The 16,633-nt window shown below is 61.6% G+C and carries 20 protein-coding genes; 4 read left to right on the forward strand and 16 right to left on the reverse strand.

Annotated features, from left to right (window positions below; genetic code table 11):
* The first annotated feature begins 6 nt into the window (after positions 1-6).
* The 4 genes from H0S73_RS01080 (at position 7) to H0S73_RS01095 (ending at position 3,436) form a co-directional block, all read left to right on the forward strand.
* Positions 7-1,035: a flagellar motor switch protein FliG gene (locus H0S73_RS01080; RefSeq protein ID WP_246388690.1), complete on the forward strand. Its 1,029-nt coding sequence runs from the start codon at positions 7-9 to the stop codon at positions 1,033-1,035.
* 123 nt (positions 1,036-1,158) lie between these two features.
* The gene (gene flhB / locus H0S73_RS01085) at positions 1,159-2,223 is read left to right on the forward strand and encodes a flagellar biosynthesis protein FlhB (RefSeq protein WP_181050415.1); all 1,065 of its coding nucleotides are present in this window, start codon (positions 1,159-1,161) and stop codon (positions 2,221-2,223) included.
* Positions 2,220-2,723, forward strand: coding sequence for a hypothetical protein (locus H0S73_RS01090; RefSeq protein ID WP_181050416.1), 504 nt, complete (start codon positions 2,220-2,222; stop codon positions 2,721-2,723). The genes flhB and H0S73_RS01090 overlap by 4 nt, the downstream gene beginning before the upstream one ends.
* A 20-nt stretch (positions 2,724-2,743) precedes the next feature.
* A complete protein-coding gene (locus H0S73_RS01095) occupies positions 2,744-3,436 on the forward strand; it encodes an AprI/Inh family metalloprotease inhibitor (protein WP_181050417.1) in 693 nt (230 codons plus the stop codon).
* Between the two features lie 21 nt (positions 3,437-3,457).
* On the opposite strand, the gene H0S73_RS01100 is transcribed toward H0S73_RS01095, so the two are convergent.
* The 16 genes from H0S73_RS01100 to flgB all read right to left on the reverse strand — a co-directional run bounded on the left by H0S73_RS01100 (position 3,458) and on the right by flgB (position 16,381).
* A complete protein-coding gene (locus tag H0S73_RS01100; protein ID WP_181050418.1) occupies positions 3,458-4,081 on the reverse strand; it encodes a transglycosylase SLT domain-containing protein in 624 nt (207 codons plus the stop codon).
* Positions 4,026-5,249, reverse strand: coding sequence for a flagellar hook-length control protein FliK (locus H0S73_RS26220; RefSeq protein WP_181050419.1), 1,224 nt, complete (start codon positions 5,247-5,249; stop codon positions 4,026-4,028). The genes H0S73_RS01100 and H0S73_RS26220 overlap by 56 nt, the downstream gene beginning before the upstream one ends.
* Before the next feature lie 179 nt (positions 5,250-5,428).
* Positions 5,429-6,685, reverse strand: coding sequence for a chemotaxis protein MotC (locus H0S73_RS01110; RefSeq protein WP_181050420.1), 1,257 nt, complete (start codon positions 6,683-6,685; stop codon positions 5,429-5,431).
* 5 nt (positions 6,686-6,690) lie between these two features.
* A complete protein-coding gene (locus tag H0S73_RS01115) occupies positions 6,691-7,902 on the reverse strand; it encodes a MotB family protein (protein WP_181050421.1) in 1,212 nt (403 codons plus the stop codon).
* A gap of 6 nt (positions 7,903-7,908) precedes the next feature.
* Positions 7,909-8,556, reverse strand: a complete 648-nt coding sequence (locus tag H0S73_RS01120; RefSeq protein WP_181050422.1) for a hypothetical protein — start codon at positions 8,554-8,556, stop codon at positions 7,909-7,911.
* Entirely contained in the window at positions 8,556-10,193 is a 1,638-nt protein-coding gene (gene fliF / locus H0S73_RS01125; RefSeq protein WP_181050423.1) for a flagellar basal-body MS-ring/collar protein FliF, read from the reverse strand. The genes H0S73_RS01120 and fliF overlap by 1 nt, the downstream gene beginning before the upstream one ends.
* A gap of 117 nt (positions 10,194-10,310) precedes the next feature.
* Positions 10,311-11,048, reverse strand: coding sequence for a flagellar type III secretion system pore protein FliP (gene fliP, locus H0S73_RS01130; protein WP_181050424.1), 738 nt, complete (start codon positions 11,046-11,048; stop codon positions 10,311-10,313).
* Between the two features lie 73 nt (positions 11,049-11,121).
* The gene (locus H0S73_RS01135; RefSeq protein WP_181050425.1) at positions 11,122-11,631 is read right to left on the reverse strand and encodes a flagellar basal body-associated FliL family protein; all 510 of its coding nucleotides are present in this window, start codon (positions 11,629-11,631) and stop codon (positions 11,122-11,124) included.
* A gap of 24 nt (positions 11,632-11,655) precedes the next feature.
* Positions 11,656-12,354, reverse strand: coding sequence for a flagellar basal body L-ring protein FlgH (flgH, locus tag H0S73_RS01140; protein WP_181050426.1), 699 nt, complete (start codon positions 12,352-12,354; stop codon positions 11,656-11,658).
* On the reverse strand, positions 12,351-12,866 hold the full coding sequence (locus H0S73_RS01145; protein ID WP_181050427.1) for a MotE family protein: 516 nt from the start codon (positions 12,864-12,866) through the stop codon (positions 12,351-12,353). The genes flgH and H0S73_RS01145 overlap by 4 nt, the downstream gene beginning before the upstream one ends.
* Complete coding sequence (flgI, locus tag H0S73_RS01150; protein WP_425488167.1) at positions 12,863-13,963, reverse strand: flagellar basal body P-ring protein FlgI; 1,101 nt, start codon at positions 13,961-13,963, stop codon at positions 12,863-12,865. Before flgI ends, H0S73_RS01145 begins: the two co-directional genes overlap by 4 nt.
* Entirely contained in the window at positions 13,963-14,424 is a 462-nt protein-coding gene (gene flgA, locus H0S73_RS01155; protein WP_181050429.1) for a flagellar basal body P-ring formation chaperone FlgA, read from the reverse strand. Before flgA ends, flgI begins: the two co-directional genes overlap by 1 nt.
* Positions 14,425-14,448: 24 nt before the next feature.
* On the reverse strand, positions 14,449-15,237 hold the full coding sequence (gene flgG / locus H0S73_RS01160) for a flagellar basal-body rod protein FlgG (RefSeq protein WP_181050430.1): 789 nt from the start codon (positions 15,235-15,237) through the stop codon (positions 14,449-14,451).
* A gap of 10 nt (positions 15,238-15,247) precedes the next feature.
* Positions 15,248-15,577 carry a flagellar hook-basal body complex protein FliE gene (gene fliE, locus H0S73_RS01165; protein WP_181050431.1) on the reverse strand — a complete coding sequence of 110 codons (330 nt, stop codon included), beginning with the start codon at positions 15,575-15,577 and terminating at the stop codon, positions 15,248-15,250.
* Between the two features lies 1 nt (position 15,578).
* Complete coding sequence (flgC, locus tag H0S73_RS01170) at positions 15,579-15,995, reverse strand: flagellar basal body rod protein FlgC (protein ID WP_181050432.1); 417 nt, start codon at positions 15,993-15,995, stop codon at positions 15,579-15,581.
* Positions 15,995-16,381, reverse strand: coding sequence for a flagellar basal body rod protein FlgB (flgB, locus tag H0S73_RS01175; RefSeq protein WP_181050433.1), 387 nt, complete (start codon positions 16,379-16,381; stop codon positions 15,995-15,997). Before flgB ends, flgC begins: the two co-directional genes overlap by 1 nt.
* Positions 16,382-16,633: the final 252 nt, after the last annotated feature.

The raw sequence follows: 16,633 nt of genomic DNA on the forward strand, positions 1-16,633 counted from the left end.
CTCGGCATGGTCGCTCACGTTCCCATGAAGGCGAATGGCACGAAGGTTCTCAAGGGACCCGAACGCGTCGCAACGCTCCTTTTCGCCATGGGGAAACCTGCGGCGAGCAAAATCCTCAAGCACTTCAGCGAAGAGGAAATTCGTCTCGTCACGAAATCCGCCGCGCAGCTCGGGCCCGTTTCCCCGACGCAGATCGAGCAGCTGGTCGAGGAGTTCGCCTCGAACTTCTCCGATGGTGCGGACCTGATCGGCGGCGCGGCCCATATCGAGAAGCTGCTGACCGGGATCTTAAGCCCGGAACAGATCTCCAGCATCATGAGCGAGGTCGTCGGCAACGCGAACCGGAGCATCTGGGAACGCATTTCGACCGTCAGCGAAGGCGCCATCGCCTCCTATCTCATGAAGGAGCACCCGCAGACGGCGGCCCTCATCCTGTCGAAGGTCAAGCCATCCTGCGCCGCGAAGGTGATGACACAGCTGCCGCAGCCCCTGCGGAACAACCTCATGCGCCGCATGTTGAGCATGAAGCCCATCGTCGACGAGACGATGAAGAACATCGAGAAGACGCTGCACGACGACTTCATGGCGAACTTCTCGAAGAATGCGGGTTCGGACACGCACGCGAAGATCGCCGACATCATCAACAAGATGGAACGGGATCACATGGAGGATGTCCTGACGAACCTCTCGTCCGTCCGTCCGAAATCGGCCGAGATTCTCAGGGGCCTGCTCTTCACCTTCGACGATATCGTGAAGCTGACGCCGAAGGATCGCACGACCCTGTTCGATCAGGTCCCGCCGGATCGCGTCGTGCTGGCCCTGAAGGGCACCAACGACGAGTTCCGCAAGGTGGTCCTGTCGGCGCTTTCCTCGCGCGTCCGCCGCATGATCGAGCACGAGCTCAACAGCAAGGAGCCGTCGGCCCATCGCGACATCGCGGAGGCCAGACGGACCATTACGGATCTCGCGCTGGAGATGGCCGGTCGGGGAGAGATCGTCATCAACTCAGAGAACGAGGATGAAGCTTACTTCTAGCGCATCGTGCGGGTCCGAAGGATCGCCTGAACGATGCGCCTCTGTAGGGATTGAGTATCGCATTCTGCCCCGGGAGCGGAGTCCGCTCGTGGCCTCGATGCTCTAGCAGCCGAACCTCGGATCATGTCTGACACGGACGACCAGGACAGTAAGACAGAAGCACCTTCCGACAAGAAGGTCAGGGACGCCGTCGAGAAGGGGAATATTCCCTTCTCGAGGGAAGCCCCCATGTTTGCTTCCATCGTGGGAATCCTGATCGTCCTGGCTTTCGCCGCAAGGGGCACCACCAAGACCCTGACGGAGAAGCTGTCGCTCTTCGTCAACCGGCCGCAGGACTTCCGGCTCGATTCCGGCTCGGACGCCATCGCGCTGTTCCACGCCGTCGCTCTCGAATCCGGCCAGTTCCTGATTCCGACGGTCATCATTCTGGCGGCTTGCAGCCTTGCGGCGTCGATCCTGCAGAATGTGCCGTCCCTCGTCGCCGAGCGGATCAGGCCGCAATGGAACAGAATTTCACCCGTGAGCGGCTGGAAACGGATCTTCGGCCGCCAGGGGTTAGTGGAATTTGCGAAGTCGCTGTTCAAGTTCGCAACGATGACGCTCGTCAGCATCCTGCTTCTCAAGTCGGAGCAATACAAGGTTCTGAATGCCATGTTCACCGATCCTTCCCTCCTTCCGGAGCTGATGCTGACCATGGCCATGCGGCTTGTCTCCGCCATCGCCATCGCGACGATCGTCCTTGTGGCGGCAGATCTGCTCTGGGCGCGCTTCAAGTGGCGCAGCGACCTGAAGATGACGAAGCAGGAGGTCAAAGAAGAGTACAAGCAGATGGAGGGAGATCCCATGGTCAAGGCGCGGATGCGCTCACTGGCCCAGGATCGAAGCCGCAAGCGCATGCTGGCCGCCGTCCCGAAGGCGACCTTCGTGATCGCCAACCCGACCCATTTTGCCATCGCCATGCGCTACGAGCGCAGCGAAGCCAGCGCCCCGATCGTCGTCGCCAAGGGCAAGGACCTCATCGCTCTCAAAATTCGCGAGATCGCCGAAAAGAACGGCGTCCCCGTGATCGAAGACAAGCCTCTCGCAAGATCCATGTACGATCATGTCGAAGTCGACCGAATGATTCCTCCCGACTTTTATAAAGCAGTCGCTCAGCTCCTGTTCTACATCCTCACGAGGTCTAAATGAGAAGCCTTCGCGCCGTCGAAGCCGCTGTTCCGTTGAGAGAGCATTGGGATATTCAAGCGTTCGAGGAGGTCCTGGCCTGCAACCTCAAGGATGTGATCGCCGATTTCTGCCTCACGGATCCTGAGATCATCCGCTTCTATGCCGACAATCAGCTGCATGGAAACATGGACGAGATGGTGAATGCATCGGCGGAGCTCTATTTCAAGGGCAGGACATTGTCGTACGGCCATGTCGCCCATGTCAGCTCCGGTCGCGAGGAAGCGTCCTGCATCGTGCTCGACATGGAGTTCAATCACGATTCCGTCACGGTCTTCTTCCAGCTCATTTTCGGCAACTATTACATCGGCGTCAAAATCAGCGAAGTTCTCCTCGAGACCGCTCTCCGCAAGGCGGATTTCAATCCTTCCTTCTTTGGAAGGATTCTCTCGTCCGCCCGATTGAGACCGCTTCCGGCCCGGTTCAAGTCGCCCTATTGCCCTGCCGGCACAATGCGCCATTGAGCATCAGAGAACGCACTCCGATGCTGCACAAATGCTTCAATGCGGTGAGCCTGCTGACGCTAACGGCCGCGATCTCGGCCTGCAGCTCGACCGATCCCTCCTACAGCCAGGGGCCTTGGGCGCAGGGATATGCCCGCAGGGCCTACCCGGAATACGCGGCACCCTGGGGGCGGCAGCTTCCCGGACCCGCGCCCTTTGTGATCACCCAACCTGCCGTTCTTCCCATCGAGAGTGTCGAGATCCCCGTCACGCGGCCCACAGGGCGGCGCGACTTCCGCTTCGAAGCGGATATGGGGCCCCTCCCCCCTTCGCAGGACACGGCTCTCGTGGCGCCCCCCGAGCCGGCGCCTCCAGCTGCACCGAGCCAGCAATCGCTTGCGGCGGCCCCGATCTACCCAGAGCCTCAATCGAGTCCTCCAGGAATTTTCGCCGCGCCCCAGCGTGCCACCTCGTATGCCGGAACCTGGAACGCCAGCATCGGCGCATCCTCCTGCAAGGTGCAGCTCACCAGCGTGCCTTCCCTGGATCTCTACAAAGCCTCGACGCAGGGATGCAAGGATGAGGCCGTGCGCGGCGTGAATGGATGGAGCTTCCGCGAGAACCAGGTCATCCTCTTCTCGCGAGGAACCGTGGTCGGCCGTTTGTCAGGCGCGGAAGCAGCACTTTCCGGGACGCTGAGCGGCTCCGGGTCCGAAATCAGAATGTCGCGATAACGGATCGTTTTGGATGGCGGTTCAGCCGTCCGAGGCCGTCTGCCCGCTGCTCAGACCCGGCGCGTCCGCGCAGAAGGTCCTGGCTCCCGGCGTCCACTGACCGAAGCCGGTTGCGACCATGTTGGCGATCACGCGGCAGACATATCGCTTCTGGGCCGGATCGTTGTTCGGGCCGGCGTGATAGCGCGCGACGGCCATCGTCCAGGTCTCGTGACGCGTCTTGAGCTCCCTGAGAAAGCGGGCTGCGTATTCCACGTTCATGCGCGGATCCAGCATGCTCGCCAGAGACGGGAAGTTCTCACGATGGTAGAGGTGGTTGATCTGCATGCAGCCGAGATCGATGAGTTTCGCGCCACTGCGGCTCGCCTCTTCGAAACGCTGCATCGCCTCGGCTGCGCTGTTGGAGAACACAGCCTTGCCTTCGACATTCATGGCATAAGGCTGCAGGCTGCCGCGCCGACCCGTCTCGGTGAGGCCGACCGAGTAGAGCATGCCGATCGGCACTCCGTATTTCGATGAAGCGCGCATCATCTCCCGTTCGCACAGGCCGGAAGGCGCCTGGGCGAAAGCCGGAGTGGCCACACAGGCGCTAGAGATAGACCCCGCCAGCGCGGCCGCCGCCAGAAGCCAGACCTTCGCTCCCATCCTGATGGATCTCCCGCCTGCTGCCGCCGTAGCGGTCTCCCTGATGGCGGGAGGAGTTGCCCTGACCCGCAGCCGCGCCCTGATCGAAGGACTGGCCTCCCATGCTTCCCTGTTGCGGACGGTGGAACGATGAGCGGTCATGGGAGGCAGATTCGGCAGATTGGATGTTGATCAGGTCGGGACGATAGCCCGACACGCGAAGAAGGCTGGACAGCTTGTCTGCATCGTTTCGCAGAAGCTCCGCCGTGTCCTCGTGCTGAGCCTGGATTTCCATTTCGATGCTGTCGCCTGAAAGCCGCATTCTGATCGTCACGAGGCCGAGTTCCGCCGGCTTCAACTGGAGATCCAGGACCCTGAGAACACCCGCGGAGGCTCTTGCCGTGGCGACCCGGTTCAAACCATCATGCTGGAAGGAGGGATGCTGAGGTTCGGATATCCCCCTGGCATCCTCGACGATGGATCTTGCAAGCTGCTGAAGCGTGGAGGACGGGAGAGAGGCGGGTTCGGTTTTCGCCCCATTGATCGGCGCCTGCTTCTGGACGTCCGTCCGTTCCGTCATGCGATCCGAGATCGTGCTTCTGACGGTTGCGCGTTCTTCACTCTTTGCTGCGGCCTCTGCATCGGCAGCCGTCTCCGCTGAGGCCTGGAGAGCCTCATCGGTATTTTCGGGCTGCAGGCCCTTCAAGCCAACGCTTTTGGCTTTCTCCTGAAGAAGGTTCACGGATGTCTGTCCGGTCTCCTCCGTTGAGAAGGGCAGTCCCGATTCCATCGGGGCACTGCTCAGGCCTTCGATGATGGGCTTGAAATGAGATTCCTGGTTTTGAACCGATACGGCGAGCTTCGATCCCAGTCCTGAATTCGCCGGACTCAAATTCTCCAGTTCCTGTTGCATCATGGCCAGGGAAGGCGACGCGAAGGAGGCTCCGGAACGCCCTGGATCGGCATGATTTCCATTGGCCGTTCGCGCCAGAATACGGGGAAGGAGATTTTCGAGGATCGCAAAGGTGGAACTGCCAGCGTCAGGAGCCGAACCATCTTCGGAACCCTCGCGCGGAGGCACCTCGGGCAGGAGATCCTGCAACGGATCGGCGTCGGCCTCTCCCGCCATCGAGAGCGCCTTGTCCCCCTCGGCGCCCACGAGAACGGCTTCGATCTGGGATGGCCCCACACCGTCTCGTGGCGGCTTTCCGGAGAACCCGTCCAGGAGCGATCCGAAATCGGAGGTCGCAGCACTTCCAGCGCTCCCCTGATTGTCCGAACCCGGAGACGGGTTGCGCGACTGCGTGTCCACAAGCCTCGGCGTTGTCTGTGACAGAAGGTCTAATCGGCTCATCAGCTTGCTAACGCCTAGTTCTTGATCAACTTGTCGACGCGGCTCAGGGCGTCACGTGCCTTGGATAAGGCCTGAAGCTGTTCCAGCCCTTGCACAGGGGTGGAGGCGCTCACCTGTCCCTCCGAGGCGACCTTCGTCACTTCCGGCTTCGCCGGAGTGGCAGGCCGGGATTGAAGGTCAGGCACTCGTCGAATCTGATCCGCCATCGCGAGGGCAGAATCCAGCAGGCTCAGGTCGTTCGCCGCGAGATTCGACCTGTCGATGCTGCGGAGATCATTGACGGCGCCATCGATGAATTGCGGCGACGTGATCAGCGAGGCTGCTCGGTAGAGCTTTGCCCTTGTCCCGCTTGCCTGGTCCGATCCGGCCAGCTCCCCGGCCTTGTCGGCCAGCAATTGGGCCGATGTGGTAAAGCCCTGTTCGATCGAGGAACGCGATGCCAGAAGATACAGATCGCGCCTTGCCTCGGGCTCAAGCTCGGACATCATCGCCACGAGGCCGTCGAAGCGTGACGCTTCCTTGCCGAAATCGATTCGGGTCAGAGCGGCGGCCAAGCGCTGGCGGAAGTTGCCGGCATAGATCGAGTGGCGGTATCGCCGCAGGTAATCGGTGGCCAGCGACTGGAACTTCTCCATCTTGCCGGTCTGGCTGGCAACAAAGACCTGCCGTCTCAGGGCAGCCTCTTCGAGGAGGGTCCCGGGCGCCTGCAGCCGGGCGAAATCCAGCAACTCGTCGGATTTCGCCGCGTTCTTGCGCACCACGAGTGCCGATTGAGTCAAGGCGAGCTGCGCTCCCAGCATGGGAGGAAGGGAGCGGGGATCCACGGATGCGAGTGCGCTCTGCGCAGCATCCTCCCGGCCCTCGACATAAGCGAGTGCACCTTCGACCAGGGGCCGTTCGCTCTCTCCGATCACGGACGAGCCCAGTTCCAGGAGCTTTCTCAGGATGGCCGGATTTCCGCCACTGAGGACGAAGGATACGGCCGCCTGCACGTTCTTGCTCGTTTGCCAGGTCTCGGGCTCCAGGTTCATGAACCTGTCATCCAGAATCCCCAGCAGCCCCCGCTGCGCGACGTGTGCCTCCATCGAGCCGACCGCAATCTGGTCCTGCATCAGGTGCAACGTTCTCACGAGCTGCACCGGGCTGGGGATGCCGACGGCCTCGACCTTCTGCTCTGCATGGGCTTCAGAGGGTCCCGCGCTCTCCGCCATAGCGGCACCTGCGCCGAGGAACACGAACATCGCAATGAAAGAGAATGAACGACCTTTCATCGTGATCACTCCTGCAACAGGATCTCGACCCGGCGATTCTGATCCGCGTTCGGATCGCTCGGGATCTTTGGATCCCGATCCGCATGCCCCTCGACCCGCACGATTCGACTCTCGTTCAGCCCGCCGCGAACGAGCATGTACAGAGCCATCTGAGCCCGCGCCTGAGACAGCCGCCAGTTATCGTAGTTGGCCGATTTGAAGGGCCGGGCATCCGTATGCCCCCGTATGACGATCTTCCCCGGACGCGACTGCAGAATCTTCGCGATCTCGGCCATGGCCCGGACGACTTTGGCATGGGGCTCGGCCGAGCCCACGGCAAACATCGTGAAGTCGAAATTGTCCGTCAGGCTGATCAACGTTCCCGCACCGGTCCGGCGGACGTCGATGCGCGGCTGCGGCGACGAGTCCTTGGTCGGCTGAACGGCTTTCATGATGTCCCGCTTGAGCTCCGCCGCCTTCAGATCGGCCGCACTTGCCACGCTCGCATCGCTGTTTGCAGATTGTCCTGCCGCATCGGGCGAAGTGCCGTTCGGTGTTGGCGCCGGCGCGGTGGTCTTAGGCTCGGGCCGAGTTCCGGCCGGAGCTTTCTGGCTCAGAGCTGCGACCACATCCATGATGGCCTTCGGAGGAGCTGGCGCGGCCGTTCCAGGCTTCGGCTTAGTGTCCGTCTTCAGTTCGTCGACCGGTGCGACCTGCCAATACAGAGGGTCGAATGGGTCCCTGAAAGCTTCGCCCGCCTTGAGGCCAGGAACCTCCGTATCGCCTGGCGTCGCGTCTGCGCCGAGCGTATCGTAAGGGGTCACATCAGCCTCATCGGCAATCCTGGCGAGCACGGCATAAGGATCTTGAAAGAGGGCCCCCTCCTTGAATCGCGGCTTTCGTAGCTGGTGGGACTTCCCGCCGGTTCCTTCGCCGCTCCCCTTCTCCTTGCCGTCCTTGGTGTTGTCCGTCTCATTGTCCGGCGGCACGTTCTGCGGATCGTCGAGCCCCTTCTTGTTCGGGGTCGACTCCGCGAGCTGCACCGGATTGAAATAGTTGGCGACGCCGCTGCGTGTTTCCTCATCGGTCATGCCGATGAGCCACATCACGAGGAAGAACGCCATCATGGCCGTCATGAAATCCGCATGTGCGATCTTCCATGCGCCACCCTTGACGACATCTTCGCCATCGTCGCTTCTACGAACGATGACGATCTCCTGTTTGTTTGAACTCGCCATCGATCGTCAGCCTTCCAAGGCCTGGAACAGTCGGGCCGACCAGGCGCTCAATTGCGTTTGAGCAAGTGTATCCTGCGCCGTCGCGCTCACCTCGACATGCTCGCTTGGCGTAACCTCGATCAGCCTCCCGGAATTCCCGAGACTTGCCTGCAGCGACACGAGCAGATCTTCCGGCCCGGAGACATTCAGAAGGCGTGCGTCATTGCCGGACAGCAATGTCGTGAGGACCTCTTTGAACTCTGCGAGCGCCTGCTGGCGATAGGCCTCGGCAAGGAATGGCCTGAGGATGTTGGCGACCTTCTCCGAGAGGTCGCCCTCGATGCGACCGACCGCCGTTGAGATCTGATCCGAGAGTTGCTGCGCCTGCTGCTCGACCCAGATCGCACGCTGCTCGTTCATGTCCTCCAAGTGGCGGATTTTCTCGGCCGCCAGGACGTCCTCAAGCTCCTTGCGCGCGATCTCTCTTTCCTCGGCCCTCACGCGCGCCTCGATCGAGGCCGCGATCTCCGCTTGTCGATCGACGATAGGCGGCTGCGGCGGCTCCGGGCTTGGCTCAGACGCGATCTTGACGGAGCGAAGAAGGCTGATCCCCGAAGGAGCTCCCGCGGCCGGGCTCGAAAAATCGGTCAGGAGGCTGGCGAGGGTCCCGGCCATTACGCGGCCTCCCGGCCGAGCCACTGCTTCAGAACGGCGGCGGCCTGCTCCTCACTCAGCTCGATGATCTGCTCCAGCTTGCGCTGCGGCGTCCTCGGCATCTCGATCAGGTTCTGCTCGTCCAGCTCGGACGCCACCTGCAGGGCAGTCTCCCTGCTGGATTCGAGAGCCTCTTCAGCCTCGGCCGCAGCCAAGGCGGCCGCCTGTTCGCGCTGGAGCTCAAGCTCGGCCTGATGGCGGGCCATGAGCATGCGGACGGCGGGACGCAGGCCGAACCAGATCATCATGGCGCACAGGGCGAGGATCGTCAGGGCGTTCACGACCGTGCCGAACTGGCGCATGAGAATCTCGGTCAGAGACGGGCCCTGAACCGGCTGAAGCATGCCGCCGTCGTCGACGAAGCTGACGGCGGCCACCTTGATCTGATCACCGCGATTCTTGCTGAAGCCTGCGGCCGAGGATACGAGCTGCTCGATCTCGGCGACCTTGGCGTCCATCTCGGCCGGAGTCGCATTCTCGCCGAGAAGCGACGTGATTCGGGACCTGTTCACCAGGACGGCAACGGACAGGTTCTTGATCTGGTAGCCGTCGCTGATCGTCTGGATCGTCTTCGACGAAATCTCGTAGTTCGTCAGCTCTTCGCGCCGCTGGTTGTCCTCGCTCGAGCTGTCGCCCGATTCGCTCCGGACGTTCTCGTCCGGCAGGTTCTGCTGGACCGTGGTAGGCTTCTGGCCGCTCTTGTTCTGCGAGACCTCGGTTTCCTTGATCGTCCGGGTCGAACGCTCGACCTTCGATTCAGGATTGAAGATCGTCTCGTTGGTGCTGACCTTGTCCGTGCTCAGGCGAGCGGCCACGCTGACCTCGAAGTTGCCGGTGCCGAGATAGGGCGCGAGCGTGCGGCGCACATTGTCCTGGATTTCGAGGCCGACCGTCTTCTCGAGGCGAGCCATCTTGCCCGTCGAGGCGTTGGCGGCATCGTCGCCGGACATCAGGAGCGTCCCGTCCGTGTTCATGACGGTGACCTTGTCGACAGCCATGCCGGGAATGGCGGCCGCGACGAGGTGCCGGATGGCCTGCGCGGACGAGGCATCGTCAGACGGCACCGTGCGAATGACGACGGAGGCCGAGGGCGGCTGCTGCTCGCGGCGGAACGAGCCGCGATCCGGAAGGACGATGTGGACACGCGCCGCCTTGATGCCCTTCATGCCCTGGATGGTCCGGGCGAGCTCGCCTTCGAGGGCCCGCACCTTGGTGACTTCCTGCATGAAGGACGTGAGGCCCAGGGAGCCGAGATCGTTGAAGAGCTCGTAGCCGGATTTCGTGCTGTGCGGCAGCCCCTTCTCGGCCAGCAGCATGCGGGCCTGGGCCGTATTGCCGTAGCTGACGAGGAGAGCCGTTCCATCGGTGCTCACATCGAAGGGGATGCCGGCATCCTTCAGGACCGCTCCCATCCGCCCGACGTCCTCGCGGTCGAGCCCCGTATAGAGCATCTCCTGCGCCGGCCGGCTGAGATAGTAGGTGCCGATGCCGACGGACAGGAAGACGGCGAGGCCGATCGCCGCCAAGGCAGCCAGGCGACGGGCGCCAAGCTGCATCAAACTACTCCACAATCTTTCGGCGTGCTGACGACCAGGCATAGAGAATCTCGGTACTGGTAAGAGGTGTCGAGATCACTTTTGCGTCGTCAACCTTGTGCGAAGGTTGCTGCCTCTCCGCCGATCATCCATTTTCCTGCTTTGCAGGATTTGGGTCAGTCAGAAATATGATCGAACGAGGCCGCTCACCAGGATGTTCCACCCGTCGATCAGGACGAAGAACAGGATCTTGAACGGCAAGGCCAGAACGGTCGGAGGCATCATCATCATGCCCATGGACATCACCAGGGTCGCCACGATCATGTCGATGACGAGGAAGGGCAACGCGATCAGGAAGCCGATCTCGAAGCCGCGCCGCAGCTCGGAGATCATGAAGGCCGGGATCAGAATCCGAAGATCGATCTTCTCGCCCTCGCTGGGCCGGGGATAGTTGACGGCCGCCAGATCGCTGAACATCTGGAGGTCCTTGGGCCGCACATGTGTCATCATGAACTCGCGGAAGGGCTCCGTCGTCCTGGTAAACGCCTCCGCCTCGGAAATCTGGTTCTCCGTCAGGGGCCTGACCCCGTCGTTCCAAGCCCGGTCGAAGGTCGGCCCCATGACGAAGAAGGTCATGAACAGGGACAGGCTGATCAGGAAGAGATTGGCGGGCGTGCTCTGGAGCCCCAATCCAGAACGCAGGAACGAGAAAGCGACCACGAACCGGGTGAAGCTGGTCACCATGATCAGCAGGCCGGGCGCCAGAGACAGCACGGTCAGGAGAACGACGAGCTGGATGATCCTGCCGCTGACTGCGCCATCGCCGGCGGGGATGAGCGATTCGAGGCCGGCGATCTGCGCGTGAGCGCTTGTTGCCGTCAGGAGGAATGCGCCGGTGAAGATGAAACGAAAGGGCATCGGTCACTATGTCTTTCAGAAATATGGAAAGGCATTCGCGTAACAGGCCGGCGAATGCCGCAATGGTTTCGTTCTATTGTACGACCAGGGTTTCAAGCACCAGCTCCTGGATCACGCCTTTCGAGCGCAATCTCGCGCGCTCGTTGAGATCCTCACGCAAATGGAGGAGGCCGCTCGGTCCCTGAATCTGCGCCAGAGATACGGTGCGCATATAGGCCAGGATGTCCTGTCGCGTCTCCGATGCCAGCACGTCCGGGTGCTCTTCCTCACCAGAACGGTATACGATGGATGCTTCCAGCCTGACCCAGTCGCTTGCCGAGCCTGCCAGGTTGGTCACGACGGCCGCCAGTTTCTTGATCGCGATGTTGCCCTTGTAGGGGCTTGCGACCTCGGTCTTCTGCGGCAGGGCCTTGTACTTTTCCTCGACCTGACGCTCGATCCCCGAGACCATGACCAGGCCGAATCCGCCTCCGATGGCCGCGGACAGGAGGGTCAGCAGTCCGAGCGTCAGGAGCCATCGGAGCGATCCTTCTTTGCTCGGCGAGCTGCCGGCGGGCGCAGGAAGTTGTAGGGCCTTGGCCATTCTTCTCTCGTCCTGGTGGTCTACTTAGAAAGGCGCCACGACATCGTAGATCTGCTGTCCGTAGGCGGGTTGCTGAACTTCCATGAGGCGTCCGCGGCCACCATAGGAAACCCGAGCCTCGGCAATCTTGTCGTAGCTGATCGTGTTCTTCGGCGAGATGTCCCTCGGCCGCACGATCCCGGCAATGTTCAGAATGCGGAGTTCGTAGTTTACGCGCACTTCCTGCGATCCGCTGATGACGACATTTCCGTTCGGCAGAACCTCGTTGACGACGGCGGCCACGGAAAGGCGTAGCTTCTCCGACCGGTCGATGGTTCCCTGCCCGGCCGAGGACGACGACGAATTGACGCCGAAATCTCCGGTGCCGTCGGCATTCCATCCTTTGAAGGAGAACGCATAATCCAGGCCCGCCCCAATCGAGGATTTTCTCGACCGGTCGCTCGCGTTGTCGAACTGGGCTTTGTCGTCGATTTGGATGTTGACGGTGACGATATCGCCGACCTGTCGCGCGCGCGGGCTCGTGAAGAGGTCCGCGCTGGCATTGCTCCAGGTGGAATTCGCCGCCGTCGGCCCATTCGCTTTGAAGAGATGGGGAAGCGGCTCACGGTCGACGAGGACACCGGACCCGACCGGCGTCATTCCCGGTTCACGCCCAATCTCCTCCGGCCGCGTTGCGCAAGCGCCGAGGAAGCACAGCCCGGCAATCAGTAAAAGGTGTTTCAATTCTGCCTCACGGTATTCTTGTCCCGCTTGGGAGCATCGGTGATGACATTCGCCAATTGCGCGGCGCGGGCCGGTTCCATTTCGTTCAGAACGGCACTGGCGACGCGAGGATTGAGCCTTGCGATGACAGCGGCGGCTATCTCTTCATCCATATTGGTGAGCTGCAAGGCCGCCGCATCCGGGCGCATGCGCGAATAGATCAGGACGATGGTCTCGTCGGCCTTCGTCAGGACTTCGTTCCGGCGACGCAGCCATTCCTCATATTCGGCGCGCTTGGCTTCGAGCACTTTGATCCGGCCCTCGATCTCCTTCTCCATGTCGGCGAGAGCCTGCTTCTGGAGTGCGAAGCGTGCGTCGGAGGCAGCATCCGCAATGCTGGCACAATACTGGCTGGACTTGGCGTCAGCCTTGACTTCCTGCGCCGTTGCAGCGTGATGCGCGCCTGCCCCGAGGAGCAGCCCGGCGGCAATGGCCGTCGACTTGAGAGTCTTGATGATCGTGGATTCGGTCATTGGATCACCAGTTCCGCTTGAAGTGCCCCGGCCGTCTTGACGGCCTGGAGAATGGCGATGACGTCGGACGGTTTGAGGCCCATCTGGTTGAGTCCCTTGACGAGGGTCTGGAGGTCGGCTCCGCGAACGATGGCGAGCGGCACCCTCTCCTCCGCGGCTGTGATCTGAGTGCGCGGCACGACCACGGTCTGGCCCATGGAGAACGGATCGGGTTGAGAGACTTCAGGGGTTTCCGTCACGCGGATCGTCAAGGCTCCATGGGTGATCGCAACCGTGGAGATCTGCACGTTCTTTCCGATCACGACCGTCCCGGTCCGCTGGTCCACGACGATCCTGGCCGGCGTATCCGGCCTGATCTCGAGATCTCCCAACTCGGCGATGAAACGGGTCGCCGCCACATTCTTCGGCTTCTGCAGGAGAACGGTGCGAAAATCGCGCGGAGACGCCACGCGAACGCCGTAACGCTGCTGCGCATAAAGGTTGATTGCATCCGTGATCAGCGTCGCGGTCTTGTAGTCGGGGTTCTTGAGTTCGAAGGCCAGCGGTCCCATGGCATTGAAGCCGCCTTGGACCTCCCGCTCGATCAGGGCGCCGTTCGGAATACGCCCAGCGGTCGCGACGCCCGAAGTCAGCGTCTCGGCCTGCCCCTGGGCGGAGAATCCCGAAACGGCGATCGCACCTTGCGCGACGGCATAAACCTGCCCATCGCCGCCCTGTAGGGCGGTGAGCATCAGGGTGCCGCCCTTCAGGGAGGTGGCATCGCCCATGGACGTAACCGTCACGTCGATGCGCGATCCGGATCCGACGAAAGCTGGAAGGTCCGCCGTAACGATGACGGCCGCGACGTTGCGGGTCCGCAGGTTGATGTCGCGGACATTGACGCCCATGCGGTCGAGCATCGATTGGAGCGACTGCTCGGTAAACTGGGAGTTGCGAAGCGTATCGCCCGTTCCCTGGAGGCCCATGACGAGGCCATACCCGATGAGCTGGTTGTCGCGCACACCTTGAACGGAGGCCACATCCTTGATGCGTGTCGCAGCGTGGCTCTGGAGCGAGACCAGAACGGCGAGGAGAAAAAGAATCGCACGGAGCATCATCAGAATCCGATCCGAACCCGACCGTCGGGCTGAACCCGGCCAGTGATGATCCGGCCGCTGTCGACGTTCTTGACCTGGATGGTTTCACCCAGAGTACCGGACTGAAGCGGGATACCGATCCCCATGATCGACAATCCGCCTTCCTCGAACACGATCTGCGTCTGCGTACCCCGTGTCACGAGCTTCGGGTCGTCGACGGCATTCATCGGAATCGGCTCCCCGGGCAGAAGGGTCCGACGAGCCATCTTGCCGGTGAGAACCCGCGGCGACTCGATGACGGCCGTCCGATAGCGATAGTTCTCCGGAAACGCGCGATCCTTGAGCATAGACTCGTTGATCGTGTCGCCGGGATAAATGGTCACCGAAGGAACCGGGAGGATTCGCTCTTCAGCCATGGCGGCCCAGGGGGCCGCCAGCGCCATGACGCTCGCCGCGAGAGCAATATGGACGAGATGCTTCATGAATCTTTCACCCGGCTTTCGCCCTTAGCGGATGCCCTTGGACACGGTTCCGGCCATATCGTCGGCAGCCTGGATGACCTTCGAATTCATCTCGAAGGCACGCTGCGCCGAGATCAGGTTCGTGATCTCCTTGATCGGATCGACGTTGGAAGCCTCGAGATAACCCTGATGGATCTTCCCGAATCCCGGATCGGACGGCATGCCCACCACCGGGGCGCCGGATGCGAGCGTTTCGCGATAGTAGTTGCTGCCGATCGGCTCCAGGCCCGCATCGTTGGCGAAGTTCGCAAGCGAAAGCTGACCGAGATTCTGCGGCTGGGCTTGCCCGTCGATCTTCGCAAACACCTCGCCGGATTCGTTGATCGTCACGTCGAGAGTGTTCGCCGGTACGATGATCGGCGGGTTGAGCGTGTAGCCGTCGAGGGTGACGAGCTGCCCGTTGCCGTCCTTATTGAACGATCCCGCACGGGTGTAGACGATTTCGCCGCTGGGAGCATTGACCTGGAACCAGCCGCGGCCGTTCAGGGCAAGGTCGAACTGGTTCGACGTATTCGTCAGCGATCCCTGACGATGCAGGTTGCGGATCGCCGCCGTTCGGACGCCGAGCCCCAGCATCGCTCCTTCCGGAACCGGGCTCGATCCGGCCTGGTTGGGAATGGCCTGCGACCGCTCGGCTTGATAGAGCAGGTCCGTGAACTCGGCCCGAGCCCCTTTAAAGGCGGTGGTGTTCACGTTCGAGATGTTGTTGGCGATGACTTCGACGTTAAGCTGCTGGGCATTCATGCCCGTGGCGGCGATCGCGAGCGCTCTCATTTCAGTCCCCTTAAATCGTCATCCGGGAGATTTCTTGGTAGGCCGCGACGACCTTGTCGCGGATCGCGATGGCCGTCTGAAGCGTCTGCTCAGCCGACATCACCGCCTCGACGACCTGCTGCACCGAGGCCTTGCCTTGGATCCCGGCGATCGACGCCGCTTCACCCGCCTTCATGGTGTCGATGGCGGAATTGGCTACCTGAGCCATCATGTCGCCGAAGCTTGCCTGGGATGCCCCGGCCACGGCTCCTGCGGCCGGCGTCCCGCCGAAGGTGGGAATGGCTGCGACCGCCGATGGGCGATCGATCATTGAGGAGATCGAGGAAACTGCGCTGACCATATCAGCCTCTCATGAGATCGATTGTTGCAGTGATCATGGCTCTGGCCTGCTTCATCATCTGCAGGTTCGCCTGGTAGGATCGATTGGCTTCGCGCATGTCCGCCATTTCGATCAGCGTGTTGACGTTCGGCTTCTTGACCATGCCGTTCTCATCCGCGGCCGGATTGCCGGGATCGTACTCGAGCGGGAAAGCCGAATCGTCCTGCCCGATATCCTTGACGGTCACCGAAGCTGCGCCGAGTGTCCGGTCGAGCTCGGATTTGAAGGTGATCGTCTTGCGCGTGTAGGGATCGGAACCCGGCGTGCGCCCCGTCGATTGGGCATTCGCGATGTTCTCCGAGATGACCCGGAGACGAGACGATTGGGCCTCCAGGCCCGAGCTCGATAATTTGCTGGATGCAACCAAGGGGTCGATCATCATGAAGTCCTTACGCTTGACATCAGCATCCGGTGGAATGACTTGACGATGCTTGTATTCAACGAATGCTGCCGGTTGACCTCACCAGCCTTGATGAGCTCCTGCTCGAGGCTGACGGAATTCTTGGAATAGACCGTGTCCCAGCTGTCCGACTTCTTGACCTTGCTCGCTTCGGCTTTTGACGGGGTGAACCCGATATGGCTGGCGTTTGTCGCAGCCATGGCCAACTTGGTTTTGTCCATAACGTCCGCGAACGGCTCGACATCCCTGGCCCGATAGCCCGGTGTGTTGGCGTTGGCGACGTTTCCGGAAATCGTCGTTTGGCGGGCGGCGAGCCATTGAGCCTGTCGCGATGCCAGATCGAACAGATAGACAGGTGCCGTCACAGGGTGGTCTCCAGGCGAATATGGTAAAGAGGCATTTAACCCGCCAACCTTGCACGAGGCTGACCTGGGCACCGTTCCGGGGCCGTAGCTTGAGCCGGCTCGCCTCGCGCGACGAGGCTCAGTTGAGGATCGTGTCGAGAAGGATGGCCGAGCCGCGTTGGCGGCGTTTAAACATTGTAACGTCTCGAAAATTTAGACGCCCTCGTTGGCGCGACACTATAGCAGCAGCGCCAATTGCTTTTTGGGTTGCCG

The organism is Microvirga mediterraneensis (assembly GCF_013520865.1).
Lineage (GTDB): Bacteria > Pseudomonadota > Alphaproteobacteria > Rhizobiales > Beijerinckiaceae > Microvirga > Microvirga mediterraneensis.